Origin of the sequence: Leucobacter chromiiresistens (assembly GCF_900102345.1) — a bacterium.
In the GTDB taxonomy this organism is placed as follows: Bacteria; Actinomycetota; Actinomycetes; order Actinomycetales; family Microbacteriaceae; genus Leucobacter; species Leucobacter chromiiresistens.
Genome location: NZ_FNKB01000001.1, coordinates 2352272 through 2374111 on the forward strand (window position 1 = coordinate 2352272; position 21840 = coordinate 2374111).

Genomic DNA, 21840 nt, shown 5'->3' on the forward strand with positions numbered 1-21840 from the left:
GCGTTGCACCCCTTCGGCGTTTCTACTGCGCGGGGTTGCCCTTCTTGTGTGTGCAGGCGGCATTCCGTCTGTGTGTTCAGACAGGAAAGGCCTTTCATGTCATCGCTTGGTAAGGAGGCGCTCACCCGACGTGAGCGCCGAAAGCGGCGGGGTACCTCTCGTCGCGCGGGAGCGCTGATGCTCACTGGGCTGCTCGCTGCGAGCGGTATCAGTGCTGGCACGGTGCTCATCCCTGCGCAGGAAGCGCAGGCAGCCACTCCCGGCGCCGGGCTCTACGACGGTGCCGGAGTCGGCATTGGTGCGCTCGTGCATTCGGATGGGACGATCGTGTACTGCCTCGAGATGGGCAAGATCGTTCCCGAAGGCAACGACGCGCCGCTCGTGCCGGTGTCCGGCGTCGACGGGTACAGCTTCCAGGGCTGGTTCAACGGCTACCTCGGCCTCAGCGGCGCGTCCGGCTCGGTCGGCGCGCTCAGCGCGGCGGACACGAGCGCGCTGAAGTACATCCTCGGGAACTGGGGAACGACGTCGAACAACATCCAGGCCGCCGCGGTGCAGCTGGCGGTGTGGGACCTGCGCTCCGCCTCCGGGGACGCCGGCTACAACGCGACCATCAATCAGATCAAGCAGGCCCTCGCCTCGAAGGGCCAGCAGGGCGTCGTTGACCAGGCCGCGTCGATGATCGCCCAGGGCCGTGCTCACGCGGCCGCACCGGACGCCGGCAACGGCGGTCCCGTCACGCAGCCCGGAGCCCCGGTTATTCGGGCTACGGGGGCATACAGGGGCACGGCCACCACGCAGGCGGGTTCGACGTACCTGACGGTCGACAACGCGAAGCTCATCGCGCAGCCGGGCGTTGAGGTGTCGGCGGATGGGAAGCGGGCGACGATCACGGATGGTGCCGCGCACACGATCGCGTGGGAGGGCGTACCGCCGGAGGGGTACGAGTTCGGCCGCTACTACCGGGTGACGTTCAACGGCCGGTTCGAGTACACCGTGTCGAAGGAGGGCGAGCTCGTCGTCTCTGACCTGGGTGGTCTCAACCAGAAGATCGGCATCGGTCGCCCGTCGACGACCGAGACCCGTTCGGGCGAGTTCGAGGCGCAGTACGTTGACCCCGACACCATCTGGGCGCCCACGCTGACCTCGATGACGGTTACGAAGAAGGTGAAGAAGGGGCAGAAGTACTCGGACGTCCTCACGTTCGCTGCTGACCCGAGCATCGGCTCTGGAATCTGGCGTTACCAGGTCATTGGCGGCAAGAGTTCTTATGCGCCGATCAAGGCTAAGGGCACCGCGTATGGCCCGTTCCTGCAGGACCCGGCCGATAACCCTTCGGGTATCGTGCCGAAGAACGCACCGATCGCGGCGACGGCGGAAGTCACGACGTCGACGGAGGAAGGTCCGAACAAGGACTACGCAATCGACTCGAACGAAGTCGCACAGGAAACCGGCTACGTCACCTGGGTGTGGGAAATCGATGCCCGGGATCAGCTGCCTAGCATCATCGCGCCCAAGCCAGTGAACGGCAAGACCGCATCGTCTCTGCCCGAGAACTATCACTTCACGGATGGTTACGGTGTGGCGACGGAGTCGCAGTGGGTGCCGACCGAGCTCGTGTTCAAGAGCGAGCTTTCCGCGTCCGAGATCACCGTCGGTGACGACTACACCGACGACCTCGAGGTGAAGCTCGCCGGCGGCGGCGGATGGCTCCAGACGGACGGTAAGCGCACCCCCGCGACCGTTCGCGGCACCGTGTACGCGTCCGACACGAAGCCGAAGCAGCAGCAGACCGCGCCGAAGGGCGCCGAGGTGCTGCAGACCACGAAGCTGGTTACCGATACTCCGGGTCAGAAGCTCACCTCCGACGTCCTGTCGCTCCCGATCGACACGAAGGCGAACTACATCACGGTCCAGTGGTGCGTGTTCGACGAGGATCAGTCCGAAGCGAGCAAGGGCAAGTTCGAGGAGACCTGCGACGACTACGGTGTGCCGTCGGAGACCGCGAAGGTGATCCGCCCCGAGGTCACCACGCAGGCGCAGGAGACCGGCGCGGTCAAGGGCGACATCAACGACGTCGCCACCATCACGGGCGGACTGCCGAGCGCCTCGAAGTGGGATCTCGCAGTCGATTTCACCGCGTTCCTGAAGCCGGAAGCGGGGCAGCCGAAGTACGACGAGAACTGGAAGCCGATCCTCGACGAGGCCGGCAAGCCGGTGCTGTGGACCGAGGCCGAGGTGAGTGACCCGAAGGCGGTCTGCGATGCGCAGCCCGTCGGCCGCACCGACAAGGTCGCAGTCACGAAGCTCGGCGACGTGAAGTCGCCCAGCATCAGGGCGGAAACCGAGGGGACCGTGTACTGGGTCGAGCAGCTCACCGCGACGCCGGAGGGCGGCGGGGATGAGACCGTGATGCATACCGGCGAGTGCGGTCTGCCGAACGAGACCACCGAGATCGTGCCTCCCAAGGTCACCACGCAGGCAATCGAGAAGGGTGCCGTGCGCGGCAACATCCACGATGTCGCGAAGGTCGAGGGTCCGCTCTCCGAGCGCCCCGAGGTAAAGTACGAAGTCGATTTCACGCTGTACCTCAAGCCCGAGGCCGGGCAGCCGAAGTACGACGAGAACTGGAACCCGATCGTCGACAAGGCCGGTAACCCGGTGCTGTGGACGGAGGCCGAGGTGAAGAACCCGGATGCGGTCTGCGACGCGCAGCCAGTCGCCCATACGAAGCCGGTCGCGGTGAAGGGTGCCGGGAAGGTGAAGTCGCCGGCCGTGATCGCGAACTCCGCAGGCACCACCTACTGGGTGGAGGATCTCAAGGTGATCGACGGTGACGAGCCGCCGGAGAGCGTGCACCGCGGTATGTGCGGCCTCCCGAACGAGACCACCGTGGTGGAGGAGCCGACCGTGCACACCGAGTCCGCCGGCACCGTGAGCGTCGGTGAGGAGATGTTCGATACCGCGATCGTCGACGGCCCGCTGTCGGATCGTCCCAAGGTCGAGTACAAGGTCACGTTCAAGGCGTACGAGCGTGTGGAAGGTGAGCAGATGGTGTGCTCGGCCGACACCGAGCTCGCTGACTTCGAGGACGCGACCGGGGTGCAGGTGACCGGGGCCGGCTCGTACGAATCGAAGAAGGTCATCACTCGTGAAGAGCACGTCGGTCTCGGCGGCTACGTCGAGACGCTCGTGCGCATTGAGGACGGCGAGGAGACCGTGGTGCATGTCGGTAAGTGCGGTGAGGAGTCCGAGAACTTTGAGATCACCCCGAAGTCGGTCCTCGCGCTCACCGGTGGCATGGGCATGGCGGGCGTGGCCGCTGCGGGCACGCTGCTGCTCGTGGGCGGTGCGGCGCTGGCGATCTACCAGCTGCGTCGCCGCAAGGCCGCAGCAGCCCTACAGGGAGGTGATGCCGCGCTGAACGGCTGATCACCTACCTCTAGATGCACAGGTGGCCCTGGCCGGGTTCTTCCCGGCCAGGGCCACCTGTGCATTACGGAGCCAGGGGCGGACTGAACCCCTGTTCACGCTTTTGGAGGTGCGCTCCCCCGCACATCTGCAGGTATGAGCAAACTTCATTTTGTAGTGCAGATGGTCCTTAGTGGTGCGTGAGCGGGGGGAACGGCCGGAGCTGCCAACCGGGCCCCCGCCGCTGCCAGCGGAGCGGGGTGTTCCGGCTCTCCCGATCGACTGGATGGCGTTCGATGCCGAGGAGCAGAGCGAAACGCTGCGGGATGTGCTCGGGGTGTGGGTGCCGAAGGTCGTGTGCGAGTTCGGCTTGACTGAGCAGGTGGTGCCGCGGTGCTGGTTTCGGCATCCCGCGATGATTCACGAACTGTTAGCGCTGTTCCAATACCGACAACAGCAGCAGTTCAATACTGAACTTGGCCCTCCGCCTACTGCATCTATCGATTTTCTTTACCAGTTCGGTCTGTGGCGTCAGAGAATGCGAACGCTCACGAGTGAGGCTGGCTGCACCGCTAGCCAGCATTTCTCGCAGCACCGACCACGGTGGGCGGACCCATCCGCTACTGAATTCGCGCTGTGGTCTGTCGACCTGGAGGAGTTCACTCTGGAGCTGGTCGCGTTTGAAGAATCCGACGCGGCTGAATCACCTGTCCCGAGGAACGGAGAAGTGTCATGAGTAAATTGCAGTCGATCTGGAAGAAGTGGAAACCGCGACTGATCGCAGCCGGCGCCGTAGGGTTCGCGATCGCCGTAGTGGCGGTGCTGGTAGCCGTCATCGTCGGCCCCGGCGAGACCGCCAAGCAGGAGGAGACCCCGCAGGCGGACGGGGATTCGGCCGTCGTCGACGGCGGGACGTCGCCCGAGGAGCGAGAGAAGGAGGCTGAGCCTGCTGGTGAGCTTGCTCCGGCGCCGAAGCTCGGAAAGGACGGGATGGTGGAGATGGAAGTCACCACGGACCCACGCGTGGCCGCGGCGTCTGCAGCGCAGGTGCTGATGTCGGTCGATACGACGAAGGTCGAGTGGGTCGAGGACTTCCGTGAGGAGACCCTCGCCAGGGTCATGCGGCCGAGCCCCGACTACGTCGGGCCCGGGGACGGATTCCAGGTGAAGGAGTTCGGCGGCGACACACTCTCCGGTGACGAGCTGATCGACCGCGCCCCGCAGATGCTCGCCACAGAGGAGTATTCGCCCGATGGTTACTGGTGGCTGCTGGGAGGGAATCAGAGTTTCGGCGGGTTCGCGTCCTACGGCGCGAAGCTGACGTCGCGAGCTATCGAGGTGTACGACCAGGAAGAGATGGACGTCTACTCCGGGGGAGCGTATTGGACGGAGCCGTCTGATCAGATCACGGTCGACATCGACCCTGAAGCCTCGTTTGAGCTCTACTGGGTGCGCGTGGAGACCGAGACCGACGCCGGTGAAGGCACGAGCACGCAGCGCTACCCGGTAGCACTATCGGTGTACTGCGACCCACCCGCTAAGGGCGGGGTGTGCGGCGTGACCGGGCTCATGACGGGCTATCCGGACGGCTGGAAAACAAGCTACTGATGGCTGCCCCGATCGTCGCGAAAGTAGCGGTGCAGGTCGCCCAGTCCAAGACTGGGCGCCGCATTATCCTGGGTGTGCTCGCGCTCGTTCTCGTGATCGTGATGCTGCCGGTGATCCTCATCGGGGGCGCGGCGATGGCGCTCACTACGGCAGCTACCGAGAATGTCGAGACCTGCACCACCGGCGAGGCCGCCGGCGGATTCTCGGCCGAGCAGCTCGGAAACGCAGTGGCGATTCGGACGGTCGCAGCCGACATGGAAGTGCCAGCCTCAGGCGTGAAGATCGCGATCATGGTGGCTCTGGTGGAGTCAAACCTGACGAACCTGGCGAACACGGGCGTCCCGGAGTCGCTCATGGCCCCCAACCAGGGGACGCCCGGGTCAGACCACGATTCGGTCGGCATCATGCAGCAGCGCCCCTCAGCGGGGTGGGGAACGCCGTCAGAGCTGATGAAGCCGGAGTTCGCCGCGCGCGCGTTCTTCGGCGGCCCGAGCGGCCCGAACGGCGGGAGCCCGCGCGGGCTGCTCGACATTCCCGGGTGGGAGTCGATGAAGTTGGGTGCCGCCGCGCAAGCGGTGCAGGTCAGCGCGTTTCCCGACCGCTACGAGGAGCGAGCGGCGGACGCCGACGCGGTGCTCGCCGCGCTCGGCGACACCACGACCGGATGCGAGAGCGGCGCCGGCGGAGGCGCACCTCCGAAGGTGGTGGGTGGCTGGGCGAACCCGATCGGGATGCAGTCGTGGGGGACGTACGAGAACCATGCCGGGGGTGCGATGGACGTTCACGTCGACGTCGGCACTCCCGTGTACGCCCCGGCGGCGGGCAAGGTCTTCGACCTGTCCGAAGGCTGCGGCGGCAAGGTCATCGGGGTGCAGCACGACGTGCAGTACACCACGGCGTTCGCGCACATGTCCTCGTTCGCGGTTGCCCCGGGGGAACACGTGAAGGGGGGCCAGCTCATCGGATACTCCGGCGCTTCGGGATCGTGCGTTGACGGTGCTCACTTGCACTTCGAGGTTCGTGTGGGGCCCGACCCGACCGCCTGGGGCACGTTTACACCCGCCTACAAGTTCATGCGAGAGCAGGGAATCACGATGGGTCCATGCACGACCGGGTGCGATCTGTACCCGATGTGATCTGAGGGTCTGAGAGGTGGGGTGTTCCGAGATCGGAGCACCCCACCTTTTTGCGTGTGTCGAGTGCGCAGGGTTCGCCTTCTACCAGGCGACCCAGTCACCTCTCGAAAGGACACATCCATGACCATCTCGACCATCGCCGACGCGGTTGCCCGCAAGATGCTCGAAGTCCCCGACATCAAACCGGACTTCAGCACCGGACCCGCGAAGGCGGGCATGACGCTCGTGAACCAGATCCTCGGCATCGGAACCATCATCGGCATCGTCGCGTTCATCGCCGCGGCGTGCCTGCTCATGTTCGCCGGCCTAGACAGCCGCAACAAGACGCGCGCCTGGGTGGCCCTGGGCGTCGCCGGCGTCGGCGCCGCAGTGCTCGGCTCCATCGTCGCGATGATGACGTTCTTCGGCAACATCGACCTGTTTTAAGAGCCAGGATTCATCGTGTACGTGCTGGAAGACAAGCTCGAACTCGGCTGCACGCCGGGTCTCGAATACCCCCTGTGCGTCAGCGCAGAATCGACTGCGCGTGGCTTTGGCGATTTCATCGGCTGGCTCGCGCAGATCGTGCTGGGTTCGCAGAAATTTGCGCCCGGGACGACGCTGTGGGACAGCGCGATCGGCGAAGCCTCGAACTGGTTCGCGATCGCGATCGTCGTGATGCTCTGCACGGGCATCATCGGGGTGTCGACCGGCATGTTGTCGATGAAGGGGCGCCGCCTGTGGATATCCTTGGCGGGCATCGCCGCAGCGATCCCGTCCACGTTCCTCTCGCTCATGCTCGGCGGTGAGCTGCTAAAGATCAGCGATCAGCTCAGCGACCTCGCGCTCACACGCATCGGCGGCGCGGACGGGTTCGAAAACCTGTTCCGCGCCGCCGTGCAGAACGGCACCGGGTCAGATTTATTCGGGGCGGTGTCCACGGCGGCAGGGCTGAGTTCGGCCCCCGGTCTGCTCTTCATGCTGATCATGATCCTCGCGGGCCTCGTGGTGATGTCGTTCGCGCTCGCGTTCCGCAATCTGGGCCTGATGGTGCTCATCGCGTTCTCACCGCTCGCGTTCATGGCAGTCCCCATGCGCGGCGGCTGGGGTATCGCGAAGAAGTGGGCGATGGCCGGAATCGCGCTGCTGCTCTCCAAGCCATTGATGTTCGGCATTCTCGCGATGCTGTTGAAATCGTCGGAGGGGATGGCGCTGTTCTCGTCTCAGACGCTGACGGTAGTTACCGGCCTGTTCGTGGTGTCGTTCATGCCGATGATGGCGTACTCATTCTTCGCGTTCCTCGGGTCGAACAACGAGAACATGGCCGGACAGGGAATGGCCGGCCAGGCCGGACAGAAGGCTTCCGCCCCGATGCAGCGCATCGGCGGAATGGTGACCGGCAAGATCGGCGCCGGCGCCGCCGGGTTCGCGGGTTCGATCTTCGGCAAGTCGAAGGGTTCGGGGTCGACCGGCCCTCGGGTACCGACCCCTCCGCAGGATTCGAAGGGGAAACCGGACGACGCGGGCAACAAGAAGGACCAGTCTTCAGGCAAGGGCGGCGGAAAGGGCAGCAGCGGCCAGAACGGTGGCGGCCAAGGCGCCGGCAAGGGCGGCGGCCAGAACGGCGGGAAGGGCGGCAGCGGCGGAGGTCGCCCGGGCGGAAACCGGGGTGGTGGCGTTGGCTCGAACCCGGAGATACGGCAGCCTCCCTCCCCCACTCCCCAGCCCGACGGTGGTCAGCGCCCGCAGTCGAAGTTCCGACGGCCCTCGATCCCGAAGTGGTGATCGACGGTGACGTACGAAGACCATTCGACGGTGCGCTATTCGCGCCGCGCCTCCCAGGGTGTCGTCATGGGAATCGACAAGCCGGGCATCTGGTCGCTGGGAATCGCTGTCGCACCGGTGATGGCAACCGTCGTCACCCAGGGGCCATTCGCCGCGCTGTCCGTGGCGGTTCTGATGTCGCCGCTCGCGATCACCGGGCTGATCAAGCGGCACGGGATCGCGCTCACGCAGTGGCTCGTCTGGGCGGCACGTTTTCGATTGAGAAAGATGATGGGGAGGACCATGTTCAAGCGTCGCGTGAAGCGCGCAGAGCCGATCATTCGCGGGGAGCTGCAGCTCCCCGGACTCGAAGACCGCTTCCAAATCTGGGAGTCGCCGTCCGGGGTCGCCGTGGTGTGGGACAAGGCGCGCCAGACGGCGTCGATCACGTGCATGGTGACGTCTCCGGGCATGGCCCGGCACCGCACGCAGGTGATGACCGCTCACGACCGGGAACGGCTGACGGGTGCGCTCATGCAGGTTGCCGGGTCGTGGACGCGGCGTCGTCAGATCATGCGGGTCTCGATGCAGGAACGCACCCGGCCGGGGACGATCGTCCGCGAGCAGCGTACCTTCGACGAGCTCGGCGCGACCGGCGACCTGGCCGCGTCGTATCAGGAGGCCCTGATGCGCATCGCTGACGAGAGCGTGCTGCACCCGCAGTCGATCACGCTCACCATCGACGCGGGCGGCGGTGCGGGGCGCGCGGCCGCGAAAGACCTCGGCGGCGGCAAGGCCGGGATCCTCGGCATGGTCGAGCAGGAGATAGCCGCGACGACCGAGTCGCTGCGCGTGGCCGGCTTCACGAGGGTGATGTGGACCTCGCCGCGCGAGTGGGGAGCGTGGGGGCGCGGCATCGTCGACCCGGTCGCGGAGGGCAAGATCGACATCCGCCTCGGGACCGCGTTCGAAGGGATCGCCCCGGAGCTCGCCGGCCCCATGTCCTGCATCGACGAGAAGGACTACGTTGAGACGGATTCCGCGTTCCACCGCGTCTACTGGATCGCCGAGTACCCGCGCCTGGAGACGCTGCCGGGGTTCATGGGCGAGATCGCGAGCGCGGAGACTTCAGCGGGCGTCCCGGTGCGGCACACGCTGCAGATCGTGGGCACACCGGTCCCGATCGAGCAGGCGCTGAGAGGCATCCGTAAGCAGCGCGACTCGTGGAAGCAGAACGCGGCGCTGAAGGCTCGCCGCGGCAACGACATGACGATCGCGGACAACGCGGACTGGCAGAACCTCGACGCCCGCGAGCAGGACCTCATCAACGGTCAGGGCGAGCTCGCCTGGACGGGGTTCGTGGTGGTGTCCGCGCTGAGCCACGAGGCCCTGCTGCAGAGCTGCACGTCGATGGAGCTCGCCGGCAGCACGGCCTCGATCGAACTCGTTCCCCTCACCTATCAGCAGGCCGCCGCGCTCATGACTGTGGCGTACCCGGCCGGAACAGGCATGTGATGACTCACCACCAGCAAGTCGCGTTCATCCCACCGAAGCTGTCCCGCAAAGAACGCCGCCTTCTCAAAGAGCTGCACGCCCCCACCGAGAACGACACCACAGAGGCTGTGGAGGTCGAGGAGGCACCGTCGATGTCCCGGCTTGGGCGTCTCGCGCGCGGTCACGTCCCCGACCTCAAGCTTCCCCGGCACACGGGCACGGGATGGGAGTGGGCGGGCCTGAACCCGTTCCCGTTCTCCGACGTGCCCGTGGTCGAGGGGCCGGTGATCGGGCTGGAGCTCACCTCCGGTGGGCAGCCGTTCTCGTTCCAGGCGTGGCACATGTACAACAACGACATCATCACGTCGCCCAACGTCCTGTTCAAGGGTGGGATCGGGCGCGGCAAGAGCTACTTCATGAAACGCATGGTCACCCTCGGGACGCTGTTCGGCGTGCATTCGATCAACACGAGCGACGTGAAGGGCGAGCACGGGGTCGTCGCCGCGGCCCTCGGCGGCCAGTGGTATCGGGTCGGCGCGTTCGGCACGGATGTGCGGGTGAACCCGTTTGAGAAGGGCGAGCGGCACTTCAAGGAGACCGCGATCGAGCACGAGCAGCGCATTCATGCGTCGCGTCAGTTGGTCGCCCGGCAGCTCGCGGGGCTTCTCCTCGAGGACGAAGACCCGCTGACCACGATCGAGAAGTCGATCCTGGCGTGGGCGCTCGAAGAGGTCGTTCGAGAGACGAACGACCACCCGACGATCAGGAAGCTCGTGCAGAAGATCGACGATGCAGAAGCGCTCCGCACGGCCCGCGGGAACCGGTTCGAGCCCGGTGAGGAACGCCGGCTGCGGTTCTTGTTCGATCCGATGCTCACCGGCAATCTCGCCGGCATGTTCGAGGACGAGGGCACCGTGCGTTTCAACCCGGATTCCCCGTACACGGTGTTCGACACGTACGCGATGCAGAAGCGCGGAGATCTCGCACTCGCCCTCACGCAGACGATCACGAATTCGTGGGTGATGAACGTGGTCTCCAACAAGTCGGCCGGCCGCATGATTCAGGTCATCCGAGAGGAGGGGTGGCGCGATATGAAGACGCTGCAGGGCCTCGAAGCGCACGAGATGCAGTTGAAGCTCTCCCGCGAGTACGGCATCTCCCTGATGATGGCCGTTCACGAGGACGGCGACTTCGATTCGGTCGGCACGCAGGGCTCGAAAGAGCGCGAGCTCGCGCAGAAACTGCTGCGCCAGTACGCCGTCTCGTTCACGTTCCATCAGGGTGATCGCACGCGCAGGCGCGCGGTCGAGTCCGGGAACCTCACCCCGGGTGAGGCGGCGATGCTCGGGAGCTTCTCGGGGCAGCAGGGCTTGTGCCTGTTGCAGGCCGACGAGCAGTCGTTCGTGATCGACGGCCGCGCGACGTCGACGGCGTGGGAGCGGGAGCTGTTCGACACGGACCGGGCGATGCGCGCCCGCGAGGTGCAGCACGAAGCGCAGGAGGTTGCAGCATGAACACGGCTCACGGGGTGGATTCGCTCGTCGACGAGTCCCTCACATTGTTCGCGGAATGCGATCCGGGGATCACCGACCCCTACCTCGAGGAGGCGTGGGCGCTGCTCGTCGACCTGGTGCAGATGGCCGGGGCCCGGCTCATGGAGCGCCGCTTCGGCGGACTGATCAGCGCGGCCGACGAGGTGGCGCTGTACCTAGGACAGCTCGAGCGCGTCTCCCAGGTCACGCGGGAGGCGCCGTTCCGGGTGCCCGCGATCGCGCTGCGGCCGCTGCGAGCTGCGGGCCGGTTCGTGGAGCACTCCCCGCACCGCGACGAGGTGTGCCAGCTGCTGCTCGCAATGCCGCACATCATCGCCGGCTACGCCTCCTACCTGACCCGCACCGCGGGCCGCCCAGCACGGCCGGCGCTCGATGTGCTCGAACTCGCCGTCCGCGCGGGAAGCGTCTACCGGGACAGCCTCACCCGAGCCGTCCCTGCCCTCTGAACTGACCGAAAGGTATCCCTGATGAATTCTCCTGATCGCGTCGCTCCCGCGTCCGAGTTCGGCCGCGTCGTGCGCATGATGGGCGTCTGGCAGCGCGTCGTCGTGTTCGTGATGCTCCCCGCGATCCTGCTCGGAGCCGTGCAGGCACTCACGCAGGCGATCGTGCTCGCCGTGAACGGCTACGGCGACTTCCAGGTGCTCGGCGTGCTGCAGTACGTCGCCCAGTGGGGGCGCGCGAACCCGGCAGAGGCGTACGGGATGCCGGGCGCCGTCGTGCTGCACTGGGTGGTCTCCGGGCTGCTGCTGGCCCTGTTCGGTGCGGCCGTCGGCGCGGTCGTGTGGTGGTCGTGGAAGCGGGGCAAGAACCCGCAGCTTCGGGCCGGCCTCGCAACGGAGAAAGACGTGCGCCGGGAGCTGGGCACGAAGCAGCTCGTCGAGAAGCGGGGTCCGAAGCTGCGGCCGTCGCTCGCGGGGAAGCTCATACGGCCCGAGTGGGTGGGGTACTGGCTCGGCCAGTTCCGGGGCATGGATGTGTGGTCGCGGGTCGAGGACGCGATCATCCTCATCGGCCCGTCCCGGTCCGGTAAGGGGTTCCGGTTCCTGCTGCGCATGATCCTGGATGCTCCCGGCGCGGTCATCACCACGAGCGTGCGCCTGGACAACGCGAAGATCACGATGCGCGCCCGCGAACGCGACGGCTCCCCCACCCTGATCTGGGCACCTGGTGTGGAGGGCTGCAAGGAGACCGGCCGCACCCTGAAGTGGGATCCCGTGGACGGGTGCATCGAGGAAGAGACGCTCGTGCGGCGCATCAACGCGCTGATCCCGGCCGGCGCGTTCGGCGGGTCGACGTCGAACGGCGGACACTGGGATGCGCTCGGCAAGCAGCTCGCCGGCCACCTGTTCCATGCGGCCGCGTGCGGCGGTGTCGGCGTCGACGAAATCTGGTCGTGGGTGATGTCCCCGACGAAGGCGCAGGAGGCCGCCCGCATGATCCGGGAGCACCCCGAGGGGATGCCGGAGCACGCCGACCACCTCGAGTACGTGCTCGGGATGCCGGCGGAGCAGCGCGCGACGAGCTGGGGCGTGCTCCCCACGGTGCTCGCGTTCATGGGCTCGCGGGCTGCACGTTGGTGGATGAAGTCCGGGGAGGGTGAGACGGTCGACCTGGTCGATTTCATTCTGCGCCGCGGCTCGGTGTTCATCGTGGGCGACAAGATGGCGGCGCCGGAGTACACGCGGATGAACGACGGCCTGCTGGCCGAGTTCGACTACATCACCAAGGGGCTCGCCGCGGCTTCCCCGGGATCGCGTCTCGACCCTCCGGTGACGTACGTGCTCGATGAGGCGGGCAACATCGAGTACCAGGGCATGTACGAGATCATCACCGCCGGCGGCGGGTACGGGCGCGTGGTCGTGGCCGCGTTCCAGTCGAAGAACCAGCTCGAGCAGTTCGGCGACAACCAGGTCGGGGCGACGCTCTGGGATGCGGCGCCGACGAAGATCATCCTCCCCGGCGGTGGTGACACGAAGGCGCTCGAGGAGATCTCGAACCTGATCGGTGACGTGTGGGTGGAGCGGCAGTCGCAGACCCTCGGAAGCGGCGACCCCTCCGCTCAGTACAGCACGGAGCAGCGGGCCGCGTTCTCGAAGAAGGAGATCCGCGAGATGGAGCTCGACTACGCGTTCGTGTTCTACCGCAACCTCTCCCCCGTCGTGATCCGCACCAAGCCGTTCTCCGAGCATCCCCGATTCGCCGAGTGCATTCGGGACGCCGAGCAGGTCGACGCGTCGTTCCGGGAGAATTCGCGGTACACGGAGCATCTGAAGGAGCGTGCGCTGCCTGATGCGTGAACTGAGTCCGTGGGCGCGGAAGTCGCAGGGCCAGAACGCGCACCGCGCGTTCTACGCCGGCTACATCACGTCCGCGGCCTGGTATCGAAGGCGCGAGCAGTGGGCGAAGGACGAGGAGGCCCGCATCGCCCCGGCGCAGATCATGTGCCGGGGCGGGTGCGGGAAGCCGTGGCGCGTGGACCGTGACGATCTGCATCACTGCGACTACCGGAGCCTCGGAGATGAGGCGCATGAGGATCTCTGGGCGATGTGCCGAACCTGTCACACGCAGCTGCACGACCTGCTCGAATCGTCGCGCTCCTGGAGGAGGCTACCGAAGCGGCAAGCGAACCGGCAGGCGATCGCGGTACTCACGCACCGCGGCACCGCAGTGTCGCCTCGCGCCTTGGGCAGGTACCTCTGACCCGGTGAATATGCGTCTGGGGCATCCGCGCGCTCTGACTTGCCCAGCGCTCGCGGCGCTATCTACCCGGCTAGGTGGACGGTTTAGCACTCTACGACCACAGATCGGAGATTCACAATGCCTATGGCTGCGGTGGATCTGCACCTTCCGGGCACGAGCTGCGGGCTACGTTGAATCGCTTACGCACGATGGTCGCTTATTGCTCGTCCCGGGCGAACAGCAAGTAGCAGCCACTATCCGCTGAGAGGAGTCGCATCAGACAGGATCGGCTTTTCATCATCCAAAAGGTTGAGCTTCAGTTCAATATTGTTCTCGATGCCGCACGAGCAACTTGCTGGTGGAGTTGATGGCATGGCAGATTCTCGTGCTCGTAGAGCTTTCTCCGACCGGCTGACTTCGCGCGGAGGCGCGTGGATCTCGCTCGGCCTTGTCTTGTTGATCATGGTCACCTTATTCGGCGCATTCGGGTCGGCGAAAGCGCCTGCGCGAAACGATCAGGCGCCGGCGGGTGCGGAGTCAACGCGCACAAGCGAGCTGATGGCCAAGTTCCCGAACGCGGACCGTCAGTCCGTTCTCGTCGTCGCGTCCCGCGATGACGGCGCGAAGCTCTCCGAAGGCGAGGTCGAAGGTCTCGAGGACCTCCTCCCCGTGCTCGACGCCCACGCCGATGCCGATGCGGAGCCGACCGGGCCAATGGTGAGCGATGACGGGAAGGCCGCGGTCCTGATCGCACCGATCAAGGTCGGTGTGACCAATACGGACACGGCGGAGGTGATTGAAGAACTGCGCACTGACATCGCCGGACACACTCCGACCGAAATGTCATTGTTGTTGACCGGCGGCCCGGCGTTCGGGGCGGATATCGCGGCTGCGTTCGAAGGCGCAGACTTCACGCTGCTGCTGGTGACGATCCTGATCGTCGCGGTCCTTCTCATCGTCACGTATCGGTCGCCGGTGCTGTGGCTGCTCCCCATCATTGCGGTCGGGCTCGCCGACGGGCTCGCGGGCCGCCTGACCGCCGCGGCAGGCGCGGCGTGGGATCTGCAGTTCGACGCGGGCATCATCAGCGTGCTCGTGTTCGGCGCAGGCACCAACTACGCGTTGCTGCTGATCTCGCGCTATCGGGAACAGCTCCAGTCGGACGAGAACCATCGCCATGCGCTCAGCACGGCATGGGCGAAAACCCTTCCCGCGATCCTCGCATCGAACGTGACAGTCGTGCTCGCGCTGCTGACACTTGTGCTCGCAGTGATCCCCGGCACGCACGGACTTGGGATCGCATCCGCGATCGGGCTGCTGATCGCGCTCGGTGCTGTTCTATTGCTGCTGCCGCCGTTGCTGGCAGTGTGCGGGCGGAAAGTGTTCTGGCCGTTCGTACCCAAGCCGGGCGTCGCCCGCAAGCACGGCGGCGCATGGCGGAAAATCGCGAGGAGTGTCGTGAAGCGTCCCGTGGCGAGTCTCCTCGCAGGCGTCGCGCTGCTCGCGGTGATGGCGACCGGCCTGTTCGGGACCTCGGTGGGGCTCGATCAGATCGAGAAGTTCCGTGTCCAGTCGGAGTCCGCGGCCGGGCTGGAGGTTCTGTCGGGTCACTTCCCGCCTGGAGAGGCGCAACCGATCTTCATCGTCGCCGACAGCGCAGAGGCCGAGACCGTGGTCTCGACTGCGAGCGAAGTGGAAGGCGTAGTCCGCGTCCACCCGATCGGCACGACCGATGACAGGTCACTCACGAAAATCATGGTGACCAGCGAATACGCACCGAGCACTGAGGACAGTCTCACCCAGATCGCGGAGCTACGCGACGCAGTGCACGCGGTGCCGCGTGCGGATGCGGTCGTGGGCGGCGCGGTAGCCACCGATCTCGACGCGCGTACCGGGAACCAGCGGGACGTCTGGCGCGTCGCACCGCTCGTACTCGCGGTGAGCTTCCTCGTACTCCTGATCCTACTGCGCTCGATCGTCGCCCCTGTGTTGCTGCTCCTGGTGAACCTCGCCAGCGCGCTCGCTGCGATCGGCGCCGGTGCGTGGCTGAGCCGGGTACTGTTCGGTCAGCAGGCGCTCGATCTACAGGTACCGCTACTGGCGTTCCTGTTCCTCATCGCCCTCGGCATCGACTACACGATCTTCCTCGTGCACCGCGCCCGCGCCGAGGCCGCGCTCCGTGGCACGCGAGAAGGGATGGTTGAAGCAGTCGCCCATACCGGCAGCGTGATAACGAGCGCCGGCATCGTTCTCGCGGCGGTGTTCGCAGCGCTGGGCGTGCTGCCACTGGTCACACTCGGACAGCTCGGCTTAATCGTCGGGGTCGGTGTGGTGGTCGACACGCTGGTGGTGCGCACGGTGATCGTTCCCGCGATCTTCACACTCGTCGGCGACCGCATTTGGTGGCCAGGAAAACCGGGCCGGGGAGAATTGACGCATGAGCATCGTGAATGCGCCGCTGATGCGCACTGACCAGGCGGGACCGGTAGCCGCCGGCGCCACCGTGCGGGCGATGGAAATCGGCCAGTACCTCATCGCAGCCATCCTCACGCTGATCGGAGTGATCCGCGCCATCGGCGACGGTAGCCCGATTCCGGCTGCGATAGTCGCGGGACTGGCGGTCCTCGCCTGGCATACGGCCGGCACGATCCTGCCGTCTCGGACCCGCTCCGGGCGAATCGCTGTGTGGTGGCTGGTCAGCTTCGCAGTGATCTGGATCGCAGCTGTCGCGGTCTCCCCCGAGTTCGTGTGGATCGCATTCCTGCTATGGCTGCTCGCCGGCCATCTGCTGCCCGTCCCGTGGGGGGTGTTGTTCTCCGGACTGGTACTCACGGTGGTGATCATCGCCCCAATATTGCATCACGGCATGACGAGCTACGCGAACGTGTTCGGGCCGCTCATCGGCGGTATCTTCGCGTATGGGATATCGCGCGGTTATCTCCAGCTTCTGCGAGATGCGGCTGAACGCGAGCGCCTGGTGGCCTCGCTCACGAGAGCGCAGCAGGAAATGGCCGATCTGCAGGACGAGCTCGCACTCGTTCAGCGCGAATCGGGTGCGGTCGCCGAGCGCACCCGCATCTCCCGCGATATCCACGACACGATCGCTCAGGCGCTTTCCTCGATTCGGCTTCTCGCCCATGCCGGTGCGGCCCGCTCAGAGGACGCCGATGCTGTGCGAACCCTCGAACAGGTTGAGACATTGGCGGGAGACAGCCTCTCCGATGTGCGGCGCATTGTCGCCGCGCTCGCGCCCGCTGAGCTCGAGGACAACGCTCTCGCGGTGGCGCTTCGCCGCATGCTTGACCGCGCGGAGAAGGAAATAGGCCTCCGCACGGAGTTGCACGTCGATGAGGCTCTCCCCGCGCTCTCTACCGAAGTTGAGGTCGCACTGCTGCGCACTGCACAGTCCGCGCTCGCGAACGTGCGCCTGCACGCAGGGGCAAGCCGGGTCGTGATGAGTCTGATCGATTCGGGGTCCACGGTGCGGCTCGATCTCATCGACGACGGCTCCGGATTCAACGTCCACAAATGGGAACAGACCATGGAATCTGGGTCGGGTACGTCGAGCTATGGTCTCAGATTCATGCGAGCGCGGCTTCGGGAACTCGGTGGCGGCCTCGACATCGAAAGTACGCCAGGTGTGGGAACCGCGATCTCGGTCCACCTGCCGCTCCACCCCATCACCACGACACAGGCTTCCAGTGAGCCGACCGCAGAGGAGACGCTATGACTACGACCGTGCTGCTCGTCGATGACCACCCGGTCGTCCGCAGCGGACTCCGCGCTGTCCTCGACACGGTCACGGTGCAAATCGTTGGTGAAGCTGCCACCGGTGAAGAAGCTCTCACCCTCGCCGCCCACGTGCACCCCGACGTCGTGCTTTGTGACTTGCGCCTCGGTGCAGGCATGGACGGAATCCAGACCACCGCGGCGCTTCGCGCTCTCGACCCGGCCCCGTCCGTGCTCATCCTCACCACCTTCGACCGCGACGCCGAGGTCCTTGGCGCGATCGAAGCCGGAGCCGCCGGCTACCTCCTCAAAGATGTCGCGCCCGAAGTAATCATCGAGGGTATCCACCGCGCTGCCAAGGGAGACATGTTCCTCGCCCCCGGCATCGCGTGCCGTGTCTTGCAGGGCATGCGGAACCCGCTGCCGCGCCTCACCGAAAGGGAGCTCGAGGTGTTGCGGCTCATGTCGACGGGCGCGGCGAACAAGGACATAGCCCGCGCCCTGTTCGTCACTGAAGCGACCGTGAAGAGCCATATCGCGCACATCTTCACGAAGCTCAACGTCGACAGCCGCTCCCGCGCAATCCACCTCGCCCAGGAAACCGGCCTCATCTAAGCCCGCAGGTTTCATCCTCTGTTCGAAAGGAATCACCACTCTTGAATAAGCTCCTCAACGCCGCCTTCATTTATATGCTGGTAGGCGTCGCCTCGGGCCTGTTCTATCGTGAGTTCACGAAACTCAACGACTTCCCCGAGGGGCAGTTCACCCAGCTCGGTCTCGCTCACACGCACCTGCTGACCCTGGGGTTCATGTTGCTGCTGATCGTGCTCGTCGTTGAGAGAGTCTTCGCGATCTCCCGCAGTCCGAAGCTGTTCGCCTGGTTCTTCTGGCTCTACAACGCCGGTGTGTTCATCACCTCTGCCACGCTCATCTGGCACGGCAGCCTCACCGTTCTCGGCCGGGAGTCGAACGCGATGATCGCGGGAATCGCGGGATTGGGGCACATCGCGATCACGGCGGGCATGATCGTGTTCTTCGTCGCTCTCCGCCGCGCAGTCACTGGCCGCACGCCCGCACCTGCTGAGTTCGCAACGGCCTGACGATGGTTGTCGCACCGACCGTGCAGGAGAGCGCGCCGACCCGAAGGGATTGGCTCGGCCTCGCAGTCCTATCCATCGGGCTCGGCCTTATCGTGCTCGACGGCACGATCGTCGGCGTCGCGCTGCCGACAATCATCGTTGACTTGCATCTCGACCTCACCGAGGCGCAATGGGTGAACAGTCTCTACGCTGTGTTGCTCGCCGCTTTACTGCTCTCCACCGGAAATGTCGCGGACAGGTGGGGGCGCAAGCGACTATTTCTCGTCGGCCTCATCGTGTTCGTCGCAGGCAGCTTGCTCGCAGCCGCCGGGTCGACCACGGCGATGCTGATCGGTGCACGCGCCGTGCAGGCGGTCGGGGCAGCATTCATCATGCCCTCCACCCTCTCCACCGTCAACGCTGTCTTCCGGGGCAAGTACCGCGCTGCAGCGTTCGGCGTGTGGGGTGCGGTGATTTCCGGTGCAGCCGCCGTCGGCCCACTCGCCGGCGGCGCGCTCACCCAGTGGACCTCGTGGCACTGGATCTTTCTGGTGAACCTCCCACTCGGCGCCCTCGTGTTCGTCGGAGCGATCTTTACCGTGCCCGAGTCCCGCGGCAAAAAGACGCGCCCCGGTGTCGATGTCGACGGCGCGCTGCTCAGCGCCATCGGCTTCGGCGCGCTCGTGTTCGCCGTGATCGAAGGCCCTGATCTGGGCTGGTGGACCCCGAAGAACAATCTCACGGTCTTCGGATGGGTGTGGTCGAAAGATGCAGCAATATCTGCCGTGCCCGTCGCCTTCGGGATCGCCGCGATCGCTCTGGTTTTGTTCGTGGTCTGGGAGCGGCATCGCGAGAAGGTGCAGCGCGCCGCCCTGCTCGATCTCGGGCTGTTCTCGTTCTCCACGTTCTCCTGGGGGAACCTCACTGCCGCGATGGTCGCCGTCGGCGAGTTCGCGACCATTTTCGTCCTCCCGCTCTACTTCATCAACGCACTCGGCCTCGACGTAATGGGCGCCGGGCTCGTGCTCGCAGCGATGGCTGTTGGCGCGTTCCTCTCCGGCGCCGCAGCCCGGCACCTCGCCACGAAGTTCGGCGCGCCCGGAACCGTGCTCATCGGCTTGGGCCTCGAAGTCGCCGGCGTTCTCGCTCTAGCACTGCTCCTCGGGCCTGCGACCCCGGGTTGGCTCATCGCGATCCCACTTACCGTCTACGGCCTCGGCCTCGGGCTCGCCTCCGCACAGCTCACCGGCACCGTCCTCCGGGACATTCCCGTCAATGTCTCCGGACAAGGATCGGCCACACAGAGCACCGTCCGACAGATCGGCTCCGCCCTCGGGACCGCATTTGCCGGAGCGACGCTCTCGATCTCCCTTGCGCTAACCCTCCCCACCGCCCTCACCCATGCCGGGATCACCGGCGCAGAGGCGGACTCGCTCGCGGATGCTACACGCCAGTCGGCAGGCACCACGATCATCCAGCTCCGCGAACAGGCGCGCAGTAGCAGTCTCCACGATCAAACCGTGACGGCTGCCGACGCCCTCACGATCGGAATCGCCAATGCGACCCGCTGGGCACTCCTGATCGCGACTGTATTTCTCGCGCTCGGATTCATCGGTGCCCTACGGCTGCGCCAAGCATCGGTTTCTACTCACATCAACTCGTCAGCACCAGAAGAGGTTCTACCGTCATGACTACGACAGAAAAACTCCGACCCGTCAGTCCGCGAATGCTCTTCAGAGGCTTCGCCGTCGCTGAAATGTTCACCTGGGCCGGTCTCATCATCGCGCTCATTCTCCGGGCATTTGAAGTCACGAACATCGTTCCGATCGCGGGAGGTATCCACGGGTTTGTCTTCCTCTGCTACTCAGCAAGCACGATTTTTGTCTGGGTGAACCAGCGATGGCGTATTCGCCTTGGCATCACGGGCCTGCTGCTGGCGATCGTGCCGTTCGCTACGGTGCCGTTCGAAATTGTCGTTGATCGCAAAGGGCTGCTGGCCGGCGATTGGCGGCTCGCGCCCGGAGGTGAGACACCTCACGGTTTCGTCGAGCACGTCCAGGCCTGGGTGTTGCGGAATGTGCTTCTCTCGATCGTCCTGCTGATCGTTCTCGTCACCGTACTGTTCATAACCCTGCTGTGGGTCGGCCCCCCCGGTGCCCCGCGGATGAGAACATACGGCGGCGCTGACTTATAGCAGCCGTGCTGCCTGCAAAAGCGGCCAAGAGCCGCGCAAGCTGGAACGGAGGTGTCCGGTAGATGTCTTCGCGACTTACATGCGCCGCGTGCTGAGCACGCCGAAGCAAGGGAGTTCATCTTTGCAACGCGTGGGCCGTCAAGATACGCGTTTACTGGCAGGAGAACACCAGAGTGTTGTCGCGAAGGTGAGGTTGGGCAGACGCCGCCCAGCACACTTTCTTTCTTCGGGAACCAGGCAAGGCGATGCAACGTTGAAGGCGCTCCAAGCGGGCGGAGCTATCCCGCATCGCTTGTGCGCGCCACAGCGCTTCTACCCATCGGGGGACGAAATAACCGATGAAGGGAAAGAAGCACATGGCAGCACCAGCAACCGTTTCGGAGCCGAGCATGCGACGAGACATCGAGTGGGAGGCAGAGCACTTCCCGATCGCGCTCGCGGACCTGCAGGAGCGTCTGTCCGACCTCGAGGAGCACGTGTTCCTGAGCAGCGATGCGTCCAGGATCGTGCGGTCGGTCTGGCACGATCCGAAGCTCCAGGTGAGCGAGATCGGGGCGGAGTCGGCGCGCGTTCTGCGCGATCTCGGCACGCACGACGCAGTGGTGAAGTACGTCTCGAACGCGGCGGACACCCACTTCGGCGGCGCTCCGGCGATGCCGTGGGCGGAGTTCATCGCTACCCGTCTCGATCCGCGGCAGGTGGAGCCGCCGGCGCCGGAAGTCGACGTGTTCGCCGAGCTCGAGCATCTCGAGTTCTGGAAGCGGGTCGCCGAGCTGCGCGAGGCGGGGCGCATCAGTCTCGTGGCGGAGTCGAAGCTGCAGGACATGGCGCAGGACTCCACGGACCTCCGCGAGTTCAAGACGCGTCTGAACTACGGCGGCCCGCACCTCATGGACGCGGTCGAGCACCGGTACGTGTCGTCGGCGGTGGAGACGCCCGAGGGTCGTCGGCCGGAGACCTGGGCGGAGTCCAGCGCGTACGTTCGCGCGTTCGGCACGGATGGGTACACGGCCCCCAGCGCTCAGCAACGCCAGCAGCAGGACCAGCAGCAGATGGAGGCTGCTCGCGCCGTCTCCTGATCCACGTCTCCGAGCGGGGGTCGCGCCTTCGGCCGCGGCCCCCAATCGAGCGCGCGGACAATTCAACGCTCGCGCTAACATTCTTTCACCACGTCTCACTCGATGACTTCAATCAATAACTACTAGGTGCAG

Annotated in this window: 19 protein-coding genes; 18 read left to right on the forward strand and 1 reads right to left on the reverse strand. The window is 65.6% G+C overall.

Translation table 11 applies throughout. The features are described from left to right. The first annotated feature begins 177 nt into the window (after window positions 1-177). From BLT44_RS10755 to BLT44_RS10805, 11 genes are all read left to right on the forward strand, one after another. Window positions 178-3432, forward strand: a complete 3255-nt coding sequence (locus BLT44_RS10755; RefSeq protein WP_010157084.1) for a hypothetical protein — start codon at window positions 178-180, stop codon at window positions 3430-3432. A gap of 265 nt (window positions 3433-3697) precedes the next feature. Further along, complete coding sequence (locus BLT44_RS10760) at window positions 3698-4147, forward strand: hypothetical protein (protein ID WP_010157083.1); 450 nt, start codon at window positions 3698-3700, stop codon at window positions 4145-4147. Further along, window positions 4144-5019 carry a hypothetical protein gene (locus BLT44_RS10765; protein ID WP_010157082.1) on the forward strand — a complete coding sequence of 292 codons (876 nt, stop codon included), beginning with the start codon at window positions 4144-4146 and terminating at the stop codon, window positions 5017-5019. Before BLT44_RS10760 ends, BLT44_RS10765 begins: the two co-directional genes overlap by 4 nt. Further along, window positions 5019-6155 carry a M23 family metallopeptidase gene (locus BLT44_RS10770; protein WP_010157081.1) on the forward strand — a complete coding sequence of 379 codons (1137 nt, stop codon included), beginning with the start codon at window positions 5019-5021 and terminating at the stop codon, window positions 6153-6155. The genes BLT44_RS10765 and BLT44_RS10770 overlap by 1 nt, the downstream gene beginning before the upstream one ends. Window positions 6156-6275: 120 nt before the next feature. Then, on the forward strand, window positions 6276-6581 hold the full coding sequence (locus BLT44_RS10775; protein ID WP_010157080.1) for a hypothetical protein: 306 nt from the start codon (window positions 6276-6278) through the stop codon (window positions 6579-6581). A 15-nt stretch (window positions 6582-6596) separates the two neighbouring features. After that, window positions 6597-7919 carry a hypothetical protein gene (locus BLT44_RS10780; RefSeq protein WP_010157079.1) on the forward strand — a complete coding sequence of 441 codons (1323 nt, stop codon included), beginning with the start codon at window positions 6597-6599 and terminating at the stop codon, window positions 7917-7919. Between the two features lie 30 nt (window positions 7920-7949). Continuing rightward, window positions 7950-9413 (forward strand): SCO6880 family protein, encoded by a 1464-nt coding sequence (locus BLT44_RS10785; protein WP_342341528.1) that lies wholly within the window; start codon window positions 7950-7952, stop codon window positions 9411-9413. A 131-nt stretch (window positions 9414-9544) separates the two neighbouring features. Next, window positions 9545-10906 (forward strand): hypothetical protein, encoded by a 1362-nt coding sequence (locus tag BLT44_RS10790; protein WP_244887476.1) that lies wholly within the window; start codon window positions 9545-9547, stop codon window positions 10904-10906. After that, window positions 10903-11391: a hypothetical protein gene (locus BLT44_RS10795; RefSeq protein WP_010157076.1), complete on the forward strand. Its 489-nt coding sequence runs from the start codon at window positions 10903-10905 to the stop codon at window positions 11389-11391. Before BLT44_RS10790 ends, BLT44_RS10795 begins: the two co-directional genes overlap by 4 nt. Window positions 11392-11412: 21 nt before the next feature. Beyond that, window positions 11413-13245: a TraM recognition domain-containing protein gene (locus BLT44_RS10800; RefSeq protein ID WP_010157075.1), complete on the forward strand. Its 1833-nt coding sequence runs from the start codon at window positions 11413-11415 to the stop codon at window positions 13243-13245. After that, on the forward strand, window positions 13238-13648 hold the full coding sequence (locus BLT44_RS10805; protein ID WP_010157074.1) for a hypothetical protein: 411 nt from the start codon (window positions 13238-13240) through the stop codon (window positions 13646-13648). The genes BLT44_RS10800 and BLT44_RS10805 overlap by 8 nt, the downstream gene beginning before the upstream one ends. 233 nt (window positions 13649-13881) lie before the next feature. Here the strand turns inward: BLT44_RS10805 and BLT44_RS15650 are convergent, their stop codons facing one another. After that, complete coding sequence (locus tag BLT44_RS15650) at window positions 13882-14091, reverse strand: hypothetical protein (protein ID WP_176783253.1); 210 nt, start codon at window positions 14089-14091, stop codon at window positions 13882-13884. Between BLT44_RS15650 and BLT44_RS10810 the strand changes: the two genes are divergently transcribed. The 7 genes from BLT44_RS10810 (at window position 14000) to BLT44_RS15940 (ending at window position 21708) form a co-directional block, all read left to right on the forward strand. Beyond that, window positions 14000-16099: an MMPL family transporter gene (locus tag BLT44_RS10810; protein WP_081473341.1), complete on the forward strand. Its 2100-nt coding sequence runs from the start codon at window positions 14000-14002 to the stop codon at window positions 16097-16099. The genes BLT44_RS15650 and BLT44_RS10810 overlap by 92 nt on opposite strands. Then, a complete protein-coding gene (locus BLT44_RS10815) occupies window positions 16065-17357 on the forward strand; it encodes a sensor histidine kinase (protein WP_010157071.1) in 1293 nt (430 codons plus the stop codon). The genes BLT44_RS10810 and BLT44_RS10815 overlap by 35 nt, the downstream gene beginning before the upstream one ends. Next, on the forward strand, window positions 17354-17971 hold the full coding sequence (locus BLT44_RS10820) for a response regulator (RefSeq protein ID WP_010157070.1): 618 nt from the start codon (window positions 17354-17356) through the stop codon (window positions 17969-17971). The genes BLT44_RS10815 and BLT44_RS10820 overlap by 4 nt, the downstream gene beginning before the upstream one ends. A gap of 41 nt (window positions 17972-18012) precedes the next feature. Next, window positions 18013-18456: a DUF2871 domain-containing protein gene (locus tag BLT44_RS10825; protein WP_010157069.1), complete on the forward strand. Its 444-nt coding sequence runs from the start codon at window positions 18013-18015 to the stop codon at window positions 18454-18456. A 2-nt stretch (window positions 18457-18458) separates the two neighbouring features. After that, on the forward strand, window positions 18459-20126 hold the full coding sequence (locus BLT44_RS10830) for a DHA2 family efflux MFS transporter permease subunit (protein ID WP_010157068.1): 1668 nt from the start codon (window positions 18459-18461) through the stop codon (window positions 20124-20126). Beyond that, window positions 20123-20629, forward strand: coding sequence for a DUF3817 domain-containing protein (locus BLT44_RS10835; RefSeq protein ID WP_040504979.1), 507 nt, complete (start codon window positions 20123-20125; stop codon window positions 20627-20629). Before BLT44_RS10830 ends, BLT44_RS10835 begins: the two co-directional genes overlap by 4 nt. 356 nt (window positions 20630-20985) lie before the next feature. Next, window positions 20986-21708 carry a hypothetical protein gene (locus BLT44_RS15940; protein ID WP_244887477.1) on the forward strand — a complete coding sequence of 241 codons (723 nt, stop codon included), beginning with the start codon at window positions 20986-20988 and terminating at the stop codon, window positions 21706-21708. The last annotated feature ends 132 nt before the right edge of the window (window positions 21709-21840 follow it).